The 15,654-nt window shown below is 72.5% G+C and carries 19 protein-coding genes; 6 read left to right on the top strand and 13 right to left on the bottom strand.

Annotated features, from left to right (window positions below):
* From ABZ749_RS11935 to ABZ749_RS11920, 4 genes are all read left to right on the top strand, one after another.
* Positions 1-550: ATP-binding protein (locus tag ABZ749_RS11935; RefSeq protein ID WP_357226450.1), on the top strand; the 550-nt coding region annotated here is incomplete at its 5' end.
* Entirely contained in the window at positions 547-1,764 is a 1,218-nt protein-coding gene (gene dprA, locus ABZ749_RS11930; protein ID WP_357226446.1) for a DNA-processing protein DprA, read from the top strand. The genes ABZ749_RS11935 and dprA, both read left to right, overlap by 4 nt.
* A 328-nt stretch (positions 1,765-2,092) precedes the next feature.
* On the top strand, positions 2,093-3,079 hold the full coding sequence (locus ABZ749_RS11925) for a tyrosine recombinase XerC (RefSeq protein ID WP_357226443.1): 987 nt from the start codon (positions 2,093-2,095) through the stop codon (positions 3,077-3,079).
* 76 nt (positions 3,080-3,155) lie between these two features.
* Positions 3,156-4,337, top strand: coding sequence for an aminotransferase class V-fold PLP-dependent enzyme (locus ABZ749_RS11920; RefSeq protein ID WP_357226440.1), 1,182 nt, complete (start codon positions 3,156-3,158; stop codon positions 4,335-4,337).
* Here the strand turns inward: ABZ749_RS11920 and ABZ749_RS11915 are convergent.
* Positions 4,258-5,001, bottom strand: a complete 744-nt coding sequence (locus ABZ749_RS11915; RefSeq protein ID WP_357226436.1) for a M23 family metallopeptidase — start codon at positions 4,999-5,001, stop codon at positions 4,258-4,260. The two genes, ABZ749_RS11920 and ABZ749_RS11915, sit on opposite strands and share 80 nt — an antisense overlap.
* A 244-nt stretch (positions 5,002-5,245) precedes the next feature.
* On the opposite strand from ABZ749_RS11915, the gene ABZ749_RS11910 reads away from it, so the two are divergent.
* Complete coding sequence (locus ABZ749_RS11910; protein ID WP_357226433.1) at positions 5,246-6,388, top strand: sulfite oxidase; 1,143 nt, start codon at positions 5,246-5,248, stop codon at positions 6,386-6,388.
* Positions 6,389-6,450: 62 nt separating this feature from the next.
* Here ABZ749_RS11910 and ABZ749_RS11905 read toward each other — a convergent pair whose 3' ends face one another.
* The 12 genes from ABZ749_RS11905 to proS all read right to left on the bottom strand — a co-directional run bounded on the left by ABZ749_RS11905 (position 6,451) and on the right by proS (position 14,704).
* Positions 6,451-6,774: a DUF2469 domain-containing protein gene (locus ABZ749_RS11905; RefSeq protein ID WP_007075222.1), complete on the bottom strand. Its 324-nt coding sequence runs from the start codon at positions 6,772-6,774 to the stop codon at positions 6,451-6,453.
* A complete protein-coding gene (locus tag ABZ749_RS11900) occupies positions 6,771-7,583 on the bottom strand; it encodes a ribonuclease HII (RefSeq protein ID WP_357226429.1) in 813 nt (270 codons plus the stop codon). The genes ABZ749_RS11905 and ABZ749_RS11900 overlap by 4 nt, the downstream gene beginning before the upstream one ends.
* Positions 7,577-8,062 (bottom strand): NUDIX domain-containing protein, encoded by a 486-nt coding sequence (locus ABZ749_RS11895; protein ID WP_357226454.1) that lies wholly within the window; start codon positions 8,060-8,062, stop codon positions 7,577-7,579. The genes ABZ749_RS11900 and ABZ749_RS11895 overlap by 7 nt, the downstream gene beginning before the upstream one ends.
* Before the next feature lie 47 nt (positions 8,063-8,109).
* The gene (gene lepB / locus ABZ749_RS11890) at positions 8,110-8,745 is read right to left on the bottom strand and encodes a signal peptidase I (protein ID WP_357226426.1); all 636 of its coding nucleotides are present in this window, start codon (positions 8,743-8,745) and stop codon (positions 8,110-8,112) included.
* A gap of 10 nt (positions 8,746-8,755) precedes the next feature.
* Positions 8,756-9,625, bottom strand: coding sequence for a signal peptidase I (gene lepB, locus ABZ749_RS11885; protein ID WP_355005241.1), 870 nt, complete (start codon positions 9,623-9,625; stop codon positions 8,756-8,758).
* Between the two features lie 183 nt (positions 9,626-9,808).
* The gene (rplS, locus tag ABZ749_RS11880; protein WP_088991045.1) at positions 9,809-10,165 is read right to left on the bottom strand and encodes a 50S ribosomal protein L19; all 357 of its coding nucleotides are present in this window, start codon (positions 10,163-10,165) and stop codon (positions 9,809-9,811) included.
* Between the two features lie 143 nt (positions 10,166-10,308).
* On the bottom strand, positions 10,309-11,082 hold the full coding sequence (trmD, locus tag ABZ749_RS11875; RefSeq protein WP_355005242.1) for a tRNA (guanosine(37)-N1)-methyltransferase TrmD: 774 nt from the start codon (positions 11,080-11,082) through the stop codon (positions 10,309-10,311).
* Positions 11,083-11,093: 11 nt separating this feature from the next.
* Positions 11,094-11,705, bottom strand: coding sequence for a ribosome maturation factor RimM (gene rimM / locus ABZ749_RS11870; protein ID WP_357226419.1), 612 nt, complete (start codon positions 11,703-11,705; stop codon positions 11,094-11,096).
* Entirely contained in the window at positions 11,705-11,965 is a 261-nt protein-coding gene (locus ABZ749_RS11865; RefSeq protein ID WP_186718042.1) for an RNA-binding protein, read from the bottom strand. Before ABZ749_RS11865 ends, rimM begins: the two co-directional genes overlap by 1 nt.
* On the bottom strand, positions 11,940-12,398 hold the full coding sequence (gene rpsP / locus ABZ749_RS11860; RefSeq protein ID WP_357226416.1) for a 30S ribosomal protein S16: 459 nt from the start codon (positions 12,396-12,398) through the stop codon (positions 11,940-11,942). The genes ABZ749_RS11865 and rpsP overlap by 26 nt, the downstream gene beginning before the upstream one ends.
* Before the next feature lie 229 nt (positions 12,399-12,627).
* Positions 12,628-13,296 (bottom strand): DUF402 domain-containing protein, encoded by a 669-nt coding sequence (locus ABZ749_RS11855; protein ID WP_357226413.1) that lies wholly within the window; start codon positions 13,294-13,296, stop codon positions 12,628-12,630.
* 1 nt (position 13,297) lies between these two features.
* A complete protein-coding gene (proS, locus tag ABZ749_RS11850) occupies positions 13,298-14,704 on the bottom strand; it encodes a proline--tRNA ligase (RefSeq protein ID WP_357226407.1) in 1,407 nt (468 codons plus the stop codon).
* Positions 14,705-14,946: 242 nt separating this feature from the next.
* On the opposite strand from proS, the gene ABZ749_RS11845 reads away from it, so the two are divergent.
* Complete coding sequence (locus ABZ749_RS11845; protein ID WP_357226405.1) at positions 14,947-15,543, top strand: TetR family transcriptional regulator; 597 nt, start codon at positions 14,947-14,949, stop codon at positions 15,541-15,543.
* Positions 15,544-15,654 lie beyond the last annotated feature (111 nt).

The following is a 15,654-nucleotide window of genomic DNA, read 5'->3' as shown; positions in this document are numbered from 1 at the left end:
CCGCATCCAGCTGAGCCGCAGCGGGGGCGGCACCGTGTATCCGGCCCGGACCCAGCTGGTGCTGGCTGCCAACCCGTGTCCGTGCGCCAAACCGGCCGGCGACGCGCACTGCGAGTGTTCGCCGCTGGTTCGCCGCCGCTACCTGGGAAGGCTCTCCGGGCCGCTGCTCGACCGGATCGACGTCCAGGTACGGCTGATGCCGGTGCGGGCGGCCGAGCTGATGGCGACCGACGGCGGTGTCGAGCCCTCGGCGACGGTCGCCGCCCGGGTGGCGGCGGCCCGGCAGGCGGCGGCCAGCCGCTGGGCAGACCTCGGCCGACGGCTCAACGCCGAAGTGGAAGGGCCGCACCTGCGCCGACCGCCGTGGCGGCTGCCGGCCCGGGTCACAGTGGAACTGCGGGGCCGGCTCGACTCCGGCTCGCTGTCGGCGCGCGGCTTCGACCGGGTGATCCGGATGGCCTGGACCATCGCCGATCTCGACGGTCGCGACCGACCTGACCAGGACGACGTCCGGGAGGCGCTTCAACTTCGGACGGGGGAGGCGACATGAGCGCCGAGGAGCAACGACGGCTGGCCCGGGTCGCCCTGACCTGGTTGGCGGAGCCGGGCACGCGCGCTGTGCATCACCTGGTCGAACGGCACGGTCCGGTGGAAACCCTGGAACTGCTGCTCGACGGGGGCAGTCCGGACGGCTGGCTGCACACCACTGTCGCCGCACGCTCGGCGGCCGGCGACGCGCGGGCAGTGGCCGCGGAGGCCCTGGAGCGGGCGGACCGACTGGGTGCCCGCCTGGTAACGCCGGACGACGAGGAGTGGCCGGCCCAGGTCGCCAGCCTGGCCGCGTTGCGGCTGCCGGACGTCAGCCGCCGGGTGGACGCTGAGACCGCCCCGCCGCTGTGCTTCTGGGTGCGCGGGAGCTGGCCGCTCGGCGAGGCTCTGGATCGTTCGGTGGCCGTGGTCGGGGCGCGGGCGGCCACCGGATACGGGCAGCACGTCGCGACCGAGCTGGGATACGGCTTGGCGGAGCGGGACTGGACAATCGTGTCCGGTGGCGCGTTCGGCATCGACGCCGCCGCCCACCGGGGCGCACTCACCGCTGGCGGTCTGACCGTCGCGGTGCTCGCCTGCGGGCTCGACCGTCCGTACCCGATGGGCAACGCCGCGCTCTTCGACCGGATCGCCGAGACGGGGCTGCTGGTCAGCGAGTGGCCGCCCGGTGCCGAGCCGCTGCGGCCCCGGTTCCTGATCCGCAACCGGGTGATCGCCGCAGGCACCCGGGGCACCGTCGTGGTGGAGGCGTCGGCGCGCAGTGGCGCGACGCAGACCGCGCGGCGAGCCGTCCACGTCAATCGGGTGGCCATGGTGGTGCCGGGGCCGGTGACCTCGGCGATGTCCGTCGGCGCGCACGAGTTCCTGCGCGAGTTCCCCGACAAGGTCCGGCTGGTCACCGGGGTGGCGCACGTGTTGGAGGAGGTGGGTCGGATCGGCGCGGACCTGGCCCCGCTGGCGCGTGGACCGCAGCGGGCCACCGACGCGTTGGACGACGACGCTCGGTCGCTGCTGGAGGCGCTTCCCCGCCGTGGCGCGATGGGCGTGGACCGACTCTCCGCGCGCGCCGGCGTCGACGTACGGACCGCATTGCGCAAGCTGTCTCTGCTGGAGGAACTGTCCATGGTGGTCCGTCGTGACGACGGCTACGCCATCGCCGCACCCGCCAGACAGCAGCGTGCGGCGGCGGAGATGTCCGGTCGGCCTGTTGCCTGAGGGGATGCGTCACCGCCACCCGGCCGGGATGCCCGTAACCGCTCGCGATCGGGGTCTCGGCCAGCCGATACTGCCGGTACCGTGCCCGGTCATGGGTGCAATCAAGCCGTGGCACGTCAGCGTGCTCTGCTGTCTCGCCGTGACCGCCGTGCTCGTCGTCGGCCTGGTCGTGTTCCTGACCAACAGGAACAACCGCCGGTAGTCGGGGGTGGACGCCGGCAGCGTCGTGTCCGGTGGCGGCCGCGGACCGGCCGTAGGCTGGTGCCGTGTCAGCCGTCAGTGAGGGTGCCGGGGCCGAGGAACCGGCCGGCACGTCGGTGCGGCCACGATGAGCCGACCGGACCGGGGCACCCGGGCCATGCACCAGGCACTCCCGCCAGCGTTGCGCGACGCTGTCGACGACTTCGCCGAGCACCTGTCCCGGGTGCGTAACCGCTCGGCGCACACCGTCCGCGCGTACGTCACCGATCTGGTCTCGCTGCTCGACCACGCCGTCCGGATGGGCTGCGTCGACCTCGCCGAGCTGGACCTGTCGGTGCTGCGCAGTTGGCTGGCGCGGCAGCGCACCACGGGTGCGGCCCGCACGTCGTTGGCCCGGCGGGCCGCGTCGGCGCGGGCATTCAGCGCCTGGGCACACCGGGCCGACCTGCTCCCCGCCGACGTGGGCGCCGCGCTGGCCAGCCCTCGCGCGCACCGGGATCTGCCCAGCGTGCTGCGCGCCGATCAGGCCGCCGCTCTGGTCGAGGCGCCGTCCCGGCAGGCACCTCCCCCGAACCCGCCAGCCGAGTCAGGCCCGAGCCAAGCCGTCGAGGCGGTTCCGCTCCGGGACCGGGTGCTGTTGGAGCTGCTCTACGCCACCGGCGTACGGGTCAGCGAGGCCTGCGGGTTGGACGTCGGGGACGTCGACCACGGCCGACGGGTGATCCGCGTGTTCGGCAAGGGCGGGCGGGAGCGCTCGGTGCCGTACGGGGTGCCCGCCCAGCGGGCGTTGGACGACTGGCTGCGCCGGGGCCGCCCGGTGATGGTGGGCGCCCGCTCCGGTGACGCGCTGCTGCTGGGTGCCCGGGGTGGTCGGCTCAACCCGACGACCGCCCGTCAGGTTGTCGGTGCGTACGCCGAGACCGCCGGGCTGCCCCCGACCAGCCCGCACGATCTGCGCCACTCCGCTGCCACCCACCTCCTGGAGGGTGGCGCTGACCTGCGCGCCGTGCAGGAACTGCTCGGCCACTCGTCGCTGGCGAGCACGCAGATCTACACCCACGTCTCGGTCGAGCGGCTGCGTACCGCCTATCGGCAGGCGCACCCGCGCGCCTGACAAAGGGCCGGAGAGCACGCCCGCCCGCCCTGATCAAGGGCCGCGGGCGCGCGAGCGTGGCGGTTACGATCATCAGGTGAGCGTCCCGAATCCTCCTGAGCCGATCCCGGGCGCCCGCCTGCTCTTCTCCCTGGATCCGGCGGTCAGCCACCTCAACCATGGCTCGTTCGGCGCGGTGCCGATCAACGTGCAGCGCGCCCAGCAGCGGCTGCGCGACGAGATGGAGGCGAGCCCGCTGCGCTTCTTCACCCAGGGGCTGGTGGACCGGATCGCGCACACCCGCCGGCATCTCGCCGGGTTCCTGGGCGCCGACCCGGACGGCAGCGCCCTGGTGGGCAACACCACCACCGGCGTCGCAGTGGTGCTCCAGTCGATTGGTCTCAAGGCCGGCGACGAGGTGCTGAGCACCGACCACGAGTACGGGGCGGTGAGCCTGGCGATCCAGCGCGAGTGCCGCCGCACCGGCGCGGTCAGCCGAGTCCTGCCGATCCCCCTGGCCGCCACGGACGAGCAGATCGTGCAGATCATCCGCGCCGGCCTGCGCCCGGGGCGGACCCGGTTGCTCGTCGTCGACCAGCTCACCTCGGCCACCGCGAAGCTGTTTCCGACCGCCGCCGTCGTCGGGGTGGCCCGCGAACACGGCGTGCCGGTCCTGGTGGACGCCGCGCACGCCCCGGGCATGCTGCCCATTTCGGTGGCCGGCATCGGCGCGGACTTCTGGGTGGGCAACCTGCACAAGTGGGCGTTCGCACCGCGTGGGACCGCCCTGCTGGCTGTGGCACCGCAGTGGCGGGACCGGATCGAGCCGCTGGTGGTGTCCTGGGAGCAGGAGTCGGGTTTCCCGGCCCGGCTCGAGTGGCAGGCCACGCTCGACTACACGTCCTGGCTGGCCGCCCCGGCGGGCCTGTTCACGATGCGCAGCCTCGGCGTTGACCGGGTGCGGGCGCACAACGCGGCGCTCGCCGCGTACGGCCAGCGGGTGGTGGGGGACGCCCTGGGGGTGGCCCCCGCCGATCTGCCCGACCCCGGCGGGCCGGGGGTGGCTCTGCGCCTCATCCCGTTGCCGGCCGGCACTGGCACCACGATCGACGCGGCGCGGGCATTGCAGGCGCGGATCGGTGAGCGGCTCGCCGCCGAGGTGGCGGTGATGAGCTGGAACGGCCGGGGGTGGCTGCGGCTCACCGGCCAGGTCTACAACGCCACCGACGAGTACGAACGGCTGGCCGCACGGCTGCCGGCACTGCTCGCCCAGCGCTGACCGGACGGCCGGGAGCGGACACCCGGGCCGGCCCGACCGGGAGCAGCCGCACCGGGCCGAGGCCGAACAGGGCCAGCGGGTCGAGATAGTCCTCGCCGCGGCGCAGGCCCCAGTGCAGGCACGCCTCGGCCGGGCACCCCGGATGCCCTGGCAGCAGCTCGCCCAGCGGCGCGCCGGCGGTGACCGGCTCGCCGGGGCGTACGCCGGGTCGGACCGGCTCGTGGGTGGTCCGCAGCCCGTCGGCGTGCCCCACGGTGACCACCGGTCGACCGGCCACCAGACCGGCGAAGAGCACGGTGCCCGGCCCGGCGCTGCGGACCACCGCCGCGGCGGGAGCGGCCAGGTCGACGCCGCGATGGCCGGGCAGCCACGGTCGCGGCGGCGGGTCGAACCGGCGCACCGGACGAGGCAGCCCGTCGAGCGGCCACCGGAACCGCCCGGCGGGCGTCGGGCCAACGACCGGCGCGGCGCGGGCCGCGGCCGGCAGAGTCGGGTCGACGACCGGCTCCCCCAGGGCCGCGACCGGCACGGTCGGGGTCGGGGGCTGGCCGGGCACCGCCGCTGCCAGCACCGCCAGCCCGCAGAGCTGGACGGTCAGCGCGAGCGGGAGCGCGGCGCAGAGCAGCACGGTGCGGCGGATCGAACGGACGGAGGGCTGTCGCATGACGGCAGCCTCCAGCCGACGCCGGGCCGTCCGCCAGCCCGGCCGACGAGGCTGTGGACAACCGGAGGCGCTGTGGACGAGCACCCGGAGCCCTCGATGATCTGCTATGCCCGAGACGGCGGAACGATGGCCACGGCCCGCCGCGAGAACGCGGCCGTAGCTCCGGTGTCGTTCTCGGGCCGCCATGCAGGGCCTAGGCTGGGCCGCGTACGGCGGGTGCCGCCGTCTGTGCCGGGGAGGCCGCATGACCACTCTCGATGACCGGACGTCGTCCCCCACCGGGCCCACTGTGGCCGACGTGAGCGGCCCGGCCCGGCTCGCGGATCCGGACGAGACGATCAGCGCCGAGGAGCTGCGACTCGCAGCCCGCAACCACGGCATCCCGTTGGAGGCGCTGCGCTACGACGTCACCCCGGCCGGGTTGCACTACCTGCTGATCCACTACGACATCCCGGAGCTCGACCCGGAGACGCACACACTGACCATCGGCGGCGCGGTCGACAGTCAGTTGACTGTCACCCTCGCCGACCTGCGCGAACGGCCCCGCGTCACCCGGCAGGTGACCCTGGAGTGCGCCGGCAACGGGCGAGCCCTGCTGCACCCTCGACCGGTCAGCCAGCCCTGGCTGGTCGAGGCGGTCGGCAACGCGGAGTGGACCGGCACCCCCCTCGCTCCGCTGCTGCGGGAGGCGGGCGTCGACCCGGACGCGGTGGACGTGGTCTTCACCGGCGCCGATCACGGTGTGGAGCGTGGGATCGAGCAGGACTACCAGCGTGCGCTTCCGGTCGCCGACGCGCTGCGCGAGGAGGTGCTGCTGGCGTACGAGATGAACGGCGCTCCCCTGCTGCCGCAGCATGGCGCGCCGCTGCGGCTGATCGTGCCGGGCTGGTACGGAATGGCCCACGTGAAGTGGGTCCACTCGATCGAGCTGCGGACCGAGCCGTTCGAGGGGTACCAGAACGCGGTGGCCTACCGCGTACGCCGCGACGCGGACGACCCGGGCGTGCCGGTCACCCGGATCGAGCCACGGGCGCTGGTCCGTCCGCCCGGCTTCCCCGACTTCATGTCCCGTCGTCGGGTGCTGCGACAGGGCCCGTGCACGCTGGATGGTCGGGCCTGGTCGGGGCACGCCCCGGTGGTCGCCGTGGAGGTGACCACCGACGGCGGGCGGAGCTGGGCGCAGGCCGAGCTGGACCCGGCGGACGCGGGGGATTTCGCCTGGCGGCGCTGGCGGCACGAGTGGGTCGCCACCCCCGGCCGGTACGTGCTCGGCGCGCGGGCGACCGACGCGTCCGGGCGGACCCAGCCGGTCGAGCAACAGTGGAACCGTGGCGGCTTCGCCAACAACATGGTGCAGCGGGTCGAGGTCGTGGTGCCGACCGAGTGATCGGCGGCGGGTGTCACGTCACGGGTGGGGGCCCGTGGCACGGCCCGGCGGTTCGGGTGCGCTCAGCCGCCGAAGCCAGAGTCGGCGGGCAGTGAGATGTCGGGCTTCTCCAGCTCCTCGACGTTGACGTCCTTGAAGGTCATCACCCGGACGTTCTTCACGAAGCGGGCAGGACGGTACATGTCCCATACCCAGGCGTCGTGCATCTCGACCTCGAAGTAGACCTCGCCGTCGGAGTTACGCACGTGCAGGTCGACCTGGTTGGCCAGGTAGAACCGGCGCTCCGTCTCCACCACGTAGGAGAATTGGCGGACAATGTCGCGGTACTCCCGGTAGAGCTGCAGCTCCATCTCGGTCTCGTACTTCTCGAGATCTTCCGCGCTCATCGCACTCCGCCTTCCATGGCCACATCTTCCCCCACCGGCGTCTGAGGCCGAGGCTGCTCGCCCAACGCCACGCCGACGGTACCCCCTGACGCCCACGAGCGCTCCATCGGCTCGTCCGGGCTGTGGCCGCCGGGCCGTCGGGCGCGCGGCGGCCGGCCGTCGCGGCCGGAGACCGCGGCGACATTGACGTACGAGAACCGGTGCTCCCGGCACGGCCCGTGCTCCCGCAGCGCCGCCGAGTGTTCCGGGGTGATGTAGCCCTTGTGCTCGGCGAAGCCGTACGCCGGGAACACCCCGTCCAACTCCACCATGAGCCGGTCCCGGGTAACCTTGGCCAGCACACTGGCCGCCGCCACACACGCGGCCACCCGGTCGCCCTTCCACACCGCCAACCCGGGCACGCCCAGGCCGTCCACGCCGAACCCGTCGGTCAGCACGTACTCCGGGCGGGTGGTGAGCGAGGCGAGCGCCCGGCGCATCGCGGCCAGGTTGCACACGTGCAGACCCCGGGCGTCGACCTCCTCGGCCGGAATGACCACCACGGCGTACGCGAGCGCGCGGTCCACCACCTCCGCGTACACCCGTTCCCGGCTGGCCGGGGTGAGCAGCTTCGAGTCGGCCAGCCCCTCGATCTCGCCGCGCCGCCCCTCGGGCAGCACCGCCGCGGCGGCGACCAGCGGACCGGCACACGCCCCCCGGCCCGCCTCGTCGGCGCCGGCGACGTGCCGGAAACCACGCCGCTGCAACGCCCGCTCCAGGGCGTACAGGCCGGCCTCGCGGCGCACCACGGTGCGCGGCGGGGTCAGCACGACGCTCCGCCCTGGCCGGCCGCGGTCGACTGCCCCAGCCGGGTCAGCAGGGCGGGCAGTTCGGGCGGGTAGAACCGGTCACCGCTGGCCACCAGCTCGGCCGGAACCCACCAGCGGTGGTCGGCGATGCTGCGGCGCTCAATGTCGTTGAAGCCGGTGGTGTCCACCTGCCAGGAGTCCACCCGGAAGAGGAAGAAATCCTGCTCCTGGCGGTACCAGGTGCCGTCGAAGGAGAACTCGGTCGCATCGGCCCAGACCGGCTCGCCCAACTGGGCCGGGTCGAGCCGCAGGCCGGTCTCCTCGGCCAGCTCCCGGGCCGCGCCCGCCGCCGGCGACTCCAACGGATCGAGCCCGCCGCCGGGAGTGAACCAGTATCGGTGCCCGGGTCGGGCCGGGTCGAAGCCCTCGAACAGCAGGACCCTGCCGGCCGCGTCGACGAGCAGCACGCGAGCCGCGCGTCGAGGGGTGTAGACGGTCACCGCACCAGCCTGCCAGACCGGCGGCGGATCGCCCACGCCCCGTCGGCCTACGGCTTGGGAATGCCGTCGAACCCGTCGGGCACCGTCAGCCAGGTGGCCCGGTTGACCGGCCAGAAGACGGTGAACGCTCGCCCGACCACATCTTTCTCGGGGATGGTGGCCTCGGTGATGTCCTGCTGGGACTGCTGCCAGTGCTCCAGTGAGTCGCCGGAGGCGGAGCGGTGGTCGCCCATCACCCACAGCCGACCCTTCGGCACGGTGATGTCGAACTCCTGGTCGGCGGCCTTGTCGCGAATCCCGTCCATGGAGAAGATGTACGGCTCGTCCAACGACTTGCCGTTGATCATCAGCCGTTCCTCGGGGTCGCAGCAGACCACGTGGTCGCCGGGGATGCCGATCACCCGCTTGATGAAGTCCTCACCGTCGGGGTTACCGCTCCAGGCGGTCGGTGCCTTGAACACGATCACCTCGCCGCGGTGCGGTGACCGGAAGTCGTAGACCAGCTTGTTGACCAGCACCCGGTCATCGATCTTGAGAGTGTTTTCCATGGACGGGGAGGGGATGAAGAAGGTCTGCAGCACGAAGGCGCGGACCAGCACCGCGACCAGGATCGCCACACCCAGCAGGATCGGCAGCTCCTTCCAGAAGGAGCTGCGCGGCTTGTCGGTCTGCTCGTCAATCACGCCAAGGAGCCTACGTTGCCCGGCTGGACGGCACCGTCCGGAACGCGCGGGAACCACGTAGAGCGGCTGCCAACGGAAGCATCAGCAGCACACCGCCCTGCGGAGTCGGTCGCGCCGGAGTCGCACCGGGGGACGCCGTGGCCGGCCCGGAGACGTCCTCGAACGTGGACGGCACCGACAGCGCGCTCCACCGCGACGACGGCCAGACCACCATGAAGGCTCGGCCGACCACGTTGTCGATCGGCACCGGCCCCTGGCAACGCGCGTCCTGGGAGACCTCACGGTGGTCACCCATCACGAAGATCTGACCGGGTGGCACGACGATCTCGTCGAAGCGCCGGGAGCGACACTCCGCCGGGTTGGGTGGCAGGTCCAGGGGTGAGTCCCGCAGGACGTACGACTCGTTGAGCGGGACGCCGTTGACGGTCACCCGGCCCTGACTGTCGCAGCACTTGACCCGGTCACCGGGGAGACCGATCACCCGCTTGATGAAGTCCTTCTCACCGGGGCGACTCACCCCGACCAGATCGCCGACGGTGCGGGCGAGCCGGCCGCCGACGCCGGGCTTCGGCTGCTCGTCGACCTGCGGCGCCCAGCGGTCGGTGCCCCGGAAGACCACCACCTCGCCGCGCAGCGGGTCACGAACGTCGTAGACGACCTTGTTGACCAGCACCCGGTCACCGACGAGGAGGGTGTCCTCCATCGAACCGGACGGAATGAAGAACGCCTGGAGCAGGAAGGTGCGGATCAGCACCGCGAGGCAGAACGCGACCACCAGCAGCAGCGGCAACTCCTGCCAGAGCGGCATCTGCCGGCGGGTGCGGCGAGCCCGTCGGCGCCACGGATCGACGGTGCCGTCCTCGTCAAGCGTCTGCACCACGCCACTCCCCGGTCCGCAGAAAACACCACCGCCCGGGAGCCTCGTCGAGGCTCCACGGGCGGTAGTGGACAACTACCCGCCACCTGGGCGGGATCGCCGCCTCGCTGCGCCCGTACCGACCAGGGTAGTGCGCTCTGGTCGGTACGGCATACGCGCAGCTCGGGCGGCGTGGCGAGCGGGAAGTCAGCTGGGCTGCTTCTCCCGCTTCTCCTTGATCTTGGCCTTCTTGCCGCGCAGCTCGCGCAGGTAGTAGAGCTTGGCGCGACGCACGGCACCGCGGGTCACGACCTCGATCCGGTCGATGCCCGGGCCGTTGAGCGGGTAGGTCCGCTCGACGCCGACACCGAAGCTGACCTTGCGGACCGAGAAGGTCTCGCGCAGACCGTCACCCTGGCGGCGGATCACGACGCCCTGGAAGATCTGGACACGGGACCGGTTGCCCTCGACGACGCGGGCGTGCACCTTGACGGTGTCACCGGCCCGGAAGTCGGGAAGGTCGGTCCGCTTCGACTGGGCGTCAAGGGCGTCCAGGATGTTCATCGCTGCGTCCTCGTAAGGCTCACGGCGCACCGTCACTCGGTGCGCGGGTGGGTGATTCTGATTCCCGGGTGGTGATCGGCGGACCGACCCCGGTCGGGGATCCTCGCAGCCGACCGCGGGCGCGGACGGATGCGGCAACCCCCCTACTTTGCCACATCCCCCGGTGGAGGTTGAAATCCGGCCTGGTCCAGGGCCGCGATGTCCCGTTTGTCGAGCCGATCGGCCGGCAGCGCGGCCAGCAGATCCGGCCGGCGGGCGGCCGTGCGCAGCAGACCCTCCTCGCGCCGCCAGCGGGCGATCCTGCCGTGGTCACCGGAGCGGAGCACGTCCGGCACGTCGTGCCCACGCCAACTCGGCGGCTTGGTGTAGATCGGCGCCTCCAGCAGCCCGTGCGCGTGCGACTCCTCGTCCAACGAGCCCGCGTTGCCCAGCACCCCGGGCAGCAGCCGGGTGACCGCTTCCAGCATCACCAGGACCGCGACCTCGCCGCCGAAGAGCACGTAGTCACCGAGCGACACCTCGGTGACCGGCATCCGGGTGGCGGCGTGCGCCAGGACCCGCTGGTCGATCCCCTCGTAGCGGCCGCAGGCGAAGAGCAGATGCGACTCGGCCGCCAACTCGTACGCCATGGCCTGAGTGAAGGGGGCACCGGCCGGCGACGGCACCAGCAGCCGTGGCGGCGGGGCGTCGAGCGGCGCGAGGGCGTCCAGTGCCTCACCCCACGGCTCGGGGCGCATCACCATTCCCGGCCCGCCACCGTAGGGGGTGTCGTCGACGGTGCGGTGCACGTCATGGGTCCAGGTCCGCAGGTCGTGCACGGCGAGTTGGAGTACGTCGTTGGCCCGCGCCCGTCCGATCAGCGACAGGTCCAGCGGGGCGAAGTACTCCGGAAAGATCGACACGACGTCGACGCGCATGCGGGCTGGTCCTAAAGGTCGAGCAGTCCGGCTGGCGGGTCGACGATCACACGTCCGCCGGCCAGGTCGACCTCCGGAACGATCGCCCGGACGAACGGGATCAACGCGGTACGCCCCTCGGGGCGCCGCAGCACCAGCAGGTCGGACGAGGGCGCGTGGTCGATGCGGGCGACCTCGCCCAGGCGTTCGCCGGCCGGGGTCACCACGGCCAAACCGACCAACTGGTGGTCGTGGAACTCCTCCGGGTCGTCCGGTGGGGTCACGTCGGCGCTGTCCACCACGAGCAGCGTCCCCCGCAGCGCCTCGGCGGTGTTGCGGTCCGGGATGCCCTCGAACGCGATCAGCACCCGGCCCTGGTGGAAGCGGGCTTCCTCGATGGTCAGCTCCGCGGGAACCCGGAACGGCACCCCGGGCTCATCGCTGGCCGGCGGGGGCGTCGCCCCCGGCTCAGTGCGCAGCACGCCGCTGCTGCGCGGGGACGCAGTCGGGGGCGTCGCCCCCGGCTCAGTGCGCAGCACTGTGCCGGGGGCGAACCGTGCCTCGGGCTCGTCGGTCCGCACTTCCACGGTGACCTCACCGCGGACACCGTGCGGCTTGCCGATCCTGCCGACGACGAGCTGCATCAGTACGAGTCGACGATGTCGACGCGAACCCCGCGCCCGCCGATGGAGCCGATCACCTGGCGCAGCGCCTTGGCGGTCCGGCCGGACCGCCCGATCACAGTGCCGAGGTCCTCGGGGTGCACGCGGACTTCGAGCCGCTTGCCCCGACGGGAATCGACAAGCCGCACCCGGACGTCGTCCGGGTGGTCGACGATGCCCTTGACCAGGTGCTCCAACGCCGGACGCAGTGGCATGTCAGGCCTGCTCACCGGCGTCGGCAGCGGCCGGCGCCTCGGCCGGAGCCTCGGTCTTCGGAGCCTCGGCAGCCTTGGCGGCCTTCTTGGCCGGCTTGGCCGGGGTCTCCGGGGCGAGCCCGGCGGCGGCCTTCGCCTCAGCCTCGTACGCCGCCTTGCGGTCGGCCCGCTCGGGGGCGACCAGGAGCGGCGGCGGGGCCGGCAGGCCCTTGTACTTCTGCCAGTCACCGGTCAGCTCCAGCAGACGCTGCACCGCCTCGCTCGGCTGAGCGCCGACGGACAGCCAGTACTGGACCCGCTCCGACTTGACCTCGATGATCGAGGGGTCTTCCTTGGGCTGGTAAACCCCGACGAACTCGATCGCCCGACCGTCACGCTTGGTGCGCGAATCGGCGATGACGATGCGGTACTGCGGGTTGCGGATCTTGCCCATCCGCAGGAGCCGGATCTTTACGGCCACAGTTGTTTCGCTCCTGTTGCGATCTCACCGGCCCAGGCGGGCGGTGTGCATGGGTGAGCGCCGACCGGACCCGTGGGGTTGGGCCGGAGACTACTCGGTGGACTGGCGACGCGCCCGGGTTAGAGGGCGCCGGACGCGCGCCGGATACCAGCGACCCATTCTGCCAGATCCGCTGTCGATCGCACGCATCGGACCCGGACACCGCGTCACCGGTGACCCGGAACACTCGTCAGCGAACCGGCGGACGATCCCATCCGGGCGGAAGTTTGTCCGGTACGCCCCAATCCGACGGAGGCGTGAAGTCGCACCAGGTGCCGTCGAACGGGAACCCACCGGCCTCGGCGAGCGCGATCACCCGCTCCCCCTCGGCGCGGACCGCCTTCTCGTCGGTCACCCAGTAGTCGTCGGCGAAGGCGAGCCGCTCGGCGAACTCGTCCTCGTCCTTCCACTCCCAGCTGAGGTCCGGTCGCACCACGACGTCCAAGTCCTGGTCGACCATGTCGACACCGGCGACCGGGCCGTCGTCCCAGCGGACGGCCGGCTCCTCCAGGTTGACGTACCAGTTGGCGAACCGACCCCGCTCGTCGGAGAACCACCAGACGGAGTGCGCCACCCCGGTGGGCAGGAACTTCAGCAGCGGCGGGCCGTTCCAGCGCCCCTCCGCCAACCGGTACGTCGGGGTGATCCAGTCGGCGAACGGCAGCGACCGCATGGTCAGGCCCGCCGCGTTCACCTCGTGCGCCACCGGCGAGTCCCTGGCGATCCAGAGCAGCAGACCCCGCTCGTCGTCGAGGACCACCCGCGCCGGCCGGGCCCACCCGATCCGCCCCCGCCGCACGTTGCGGTGCACGATCAGCCGGCCCGGCGCGAACCGGTCGACGGGGTTGCCCGGCCGCACCTCAGTAGGCGCGGGCGAGGATGGCGACCAGATCCGGCTCGTCCTCCGAGTCCGGTACCGAACCGTCGGCGCGCAGCAGGCAGCGCACAGTGACGCCCTGACCGTTCGCCTCCGCCTCACCGGCCACGCCGACCGCCGACCACGGCACCCGCGCCCAGCCGGTCGCCGCGGCCTCGATCGCCTCGGCCAGCGTCGACACCTCGACGGTGCGCGACTCGCGGTGCGCGAGGGCCTGGTCGTGCAGCACCTGCTGGTCGGTCTCCAGGGCGGCCAGCACCGCGGTGACCACGTCCGCCACCGGCGTCGGGGTCTTCGAACCGTCGGTCCGACGCACCACCGTCGCGTTGCCCACGGCCAGGTCACGGGGGCCCACTTCGACGCGTACCGGATAGCCACGCAGCTCGGCGTCGACGGCCCGGCGGCCGAACGGGGTGTCGGTCCGGTCGTCGAGCGCGACCCGGACACCGGCGTCGCGCAGGGCGTCGCGCAGCTTGGCCGCCGCCTCGCCGACGCCGTCGCCGTCCTTGACGATCATGACGTACGCCTGGATCGGCGCGAGCCTCGGCGGCACGCGCAGGCCGTTGTCGTCGCCGTGCGCCATGATCAGGCCGCCGAGCATCCGGGTGGACGTGCCCCAGGAGGTGGTCCAGGCGTGCTCCCGGCCGCCCTCCTTGGAGGAGTAGCTGATGTCGAACGCCTTGGCGAAGTTCTGGCCCAGCTCGTGGCTGGTGCCCAGCTGCAACGCCTTGCCGTCGCCCATCATGCCTTCGCAGGTGTACGTGGCCGTCGCCCCGGCGAAGCGCTCACGCTTTGTCTTCAGACCGACCACCACCGGAATGCCGATCACGTTGACCATCAGGTCCTCGTACGCCTCGTGCAGGATCCGCCGCGCGTACGCCCGGGCGTCCTCACGGGTGGCGTGCGCGGTGTGCCCCTCCTGCCAGAGGAACTCGCTGGTACGCAGGAAGATCCGCGGACGAAGCTCCCACCGGACCACGTTCGCCCACTGGTTGAGCAGCAGCGGCAGGTCCCGGTACGAGTCGATCCACTTGGCCATGAACTCGCCGATGACCGTCTCGCTGGTCGGACGCACCACCACCGGCTCGGCCAGCGGCTTGCCACCACCGTGGGTGACGACCGCCAGCTCCGGCGAGAAGCCCTCGACGTGCTCCGCCTCACGCTTGAGGTAGCTCTCGGGGATGAACAACGGGAAGTACGCGTTCTCCGCACCCGCCGCCTTGATCCGAGCGTCCATCTCGGCCTGCATACGCTCCCAGATGGCGTAGCCGGCCGGTCGGATGACCATGGTGCCGCGAACCGGGCCGTTGTCGGCCAGCTTCGCCTTGGCGATCAGGTCCTGGTACCAGCGGGGAAAATCCTCCGCACGGGGAGTGAGCACGCGTGCCATGACCGCACATCCTATGCGCCGCTCGTCAGGGCGGTGCGCTCGGGCGCGGCATCGTCGGCCCCCGCCGCCGAATCCTTCCTCCATCCGCACGCCCGGGGAGCGGCTCCCACCCCCGGGCCCGAGGCCCCCGATCCGGCTCACCGGGCCGCGAACCGGGTGCGCCGGGCGGCCCGACACCGGCAGCTGAGCCGGCCCGATCGTCGACCGGTCCGGCCGGCGCGCCGGCCTACACTTCGACCACCATGATTGAGCAGAGGAACCCCACCCCGGTACGGACCGGCATCGTCGACGCCGCCCGCGCGCTGACCGTCGCGACCGGATGGGACGGCGTCCGGATGGGTGCCGTCGCGAACACCGCAGGGGTGAGCCGACAGACCGTCTACAACGAGTTCGGCAGCAAGGCAGGGCTGGCCGAGGCGCTCGCCCGCGCGGAGGTGGACCGGTTCGTCGGCGCCGTCCGGGCCGCTCTGCTCGCCCACGACACCGACGTGCGGGCCGGCGCGTACGCGGCCATCGCAAACACCCTCACCACGGCTGCGGAAAACCCGCTGATCAAGGCGATCCTGACCAGCGCCCGCGGCGGCTCGGACGAACTACTGCCGTACCTCACCACTCGGGCCGAGGTGGTGCTCACCGAGGCGTCCGGCGCCCTGATCGACTGGGCCGGCGACCACCTGCCCGGAGCGGACCAGGCCGCGCTGACCTTCGCCGCCGACAGCATCGTCCGCCTGGTGGTCAGCCACATCGTGCTCCCCGGCGAACCGATCGAGCAGACCGCCACGGCCCTCGCCGACCTCGCCGTACGCCTCTTCAGCGCCGCCGCCCGCCCACTCTCCTGACCCCCCACTCCCGCGCCCTCGCCCGCGCAACTTCCCGGATGTTGCGGCCTCAGGTGCGGGCGCGGCTGATGGCCCGCTCGATCCGCGCCTCCGGCGGCCGCCCCGGCGACC

Origin of the sequence: Micromonospora sp. NPDC047753, assembly GCF_040642735.1 — a bacterium.
Taxonomy (GTDB): Bacteria; Actinomycetota; Actinomycetes; order Mycobacteriales; family Micromonosporaceae; genus Micromonospora.
This window is presented reverse-complemented; position numbering and strand designations above follow the sequence as displayed.

Excerpts from the sequence above, each read along its gene's own strand:
- dprA (WP_357226446.1), top strand. The coding sequence starts at position 547 with ATGAGCGCCGAGGAGCAACGACGGCTGGCCCGGGTCGCCCTGACCTGG.
- ABZ749_RS11925 (WP_357226443.1), top strand. The coding sequence starts at position 2,093 with ATGAGCCGACCGGACCGGGGCACCCGGGCCATGCACCAGGCACTCCCG.
- ABZ749_RS11915 (WP_357226436.1), bottom strand. The coding sequence starts at position 5,001 with ATGCGACAGCCCTCCGTCCGTTCGATCCGCCGCACCGTGCTGCTCTGC.
- ABZ749_RS11910 (WP_357226433.1), top strand. The coding sequence starts at position 5,246 with ATGACCACTCTCGATGACCGGACGTCGTCCCCCACCGGGCCCACTGTG.
- ABZ749_RS11905 (WP_007075222.1), bottom strand. The coding sequence starts at position 6,774 with ATGAGCGCGGAAGATCTCGAGAAGTACGAGACCGAGATGGAGCTGCAG.
- rplS (WP_088991045.1), bottom strand. The coding sequence starts at position 10,165 with ATGAACATCCTGGACGCCCTTGACGCCCAGTCGAAGCGGACCGACCTT.
- trmD (WP_355005242.1), bottom strand. The coding sequence starts at position 11,082 with ATGCGCGTCGACGTCGTGTCGATCTTTCCGGAGTACTTCGCCCCGCTG.
- rimM (WP_357226419.1), bottom strand. The coding sequence starts at position 11,705 with ATGCAGCTCGTCGTCGGCAGGATCGGCAAGCCGCACGGTGTCCGCGGT.
- proS (WP_357226407.1), bottom strand. The coding sequence starts at position 14,704 with ATGGCACGCGTGCTCACTCCCCGTGCGGAGGATTTTCCCCGCTGGTAC.
- ABZ749_RS11845 (WP_357226405.1), top strand. The coding sequence starts at position 14,947 with ATGATTGAGCAGAGGAACCCCACCCCGGTACGGACCGGCATCGTCGAC.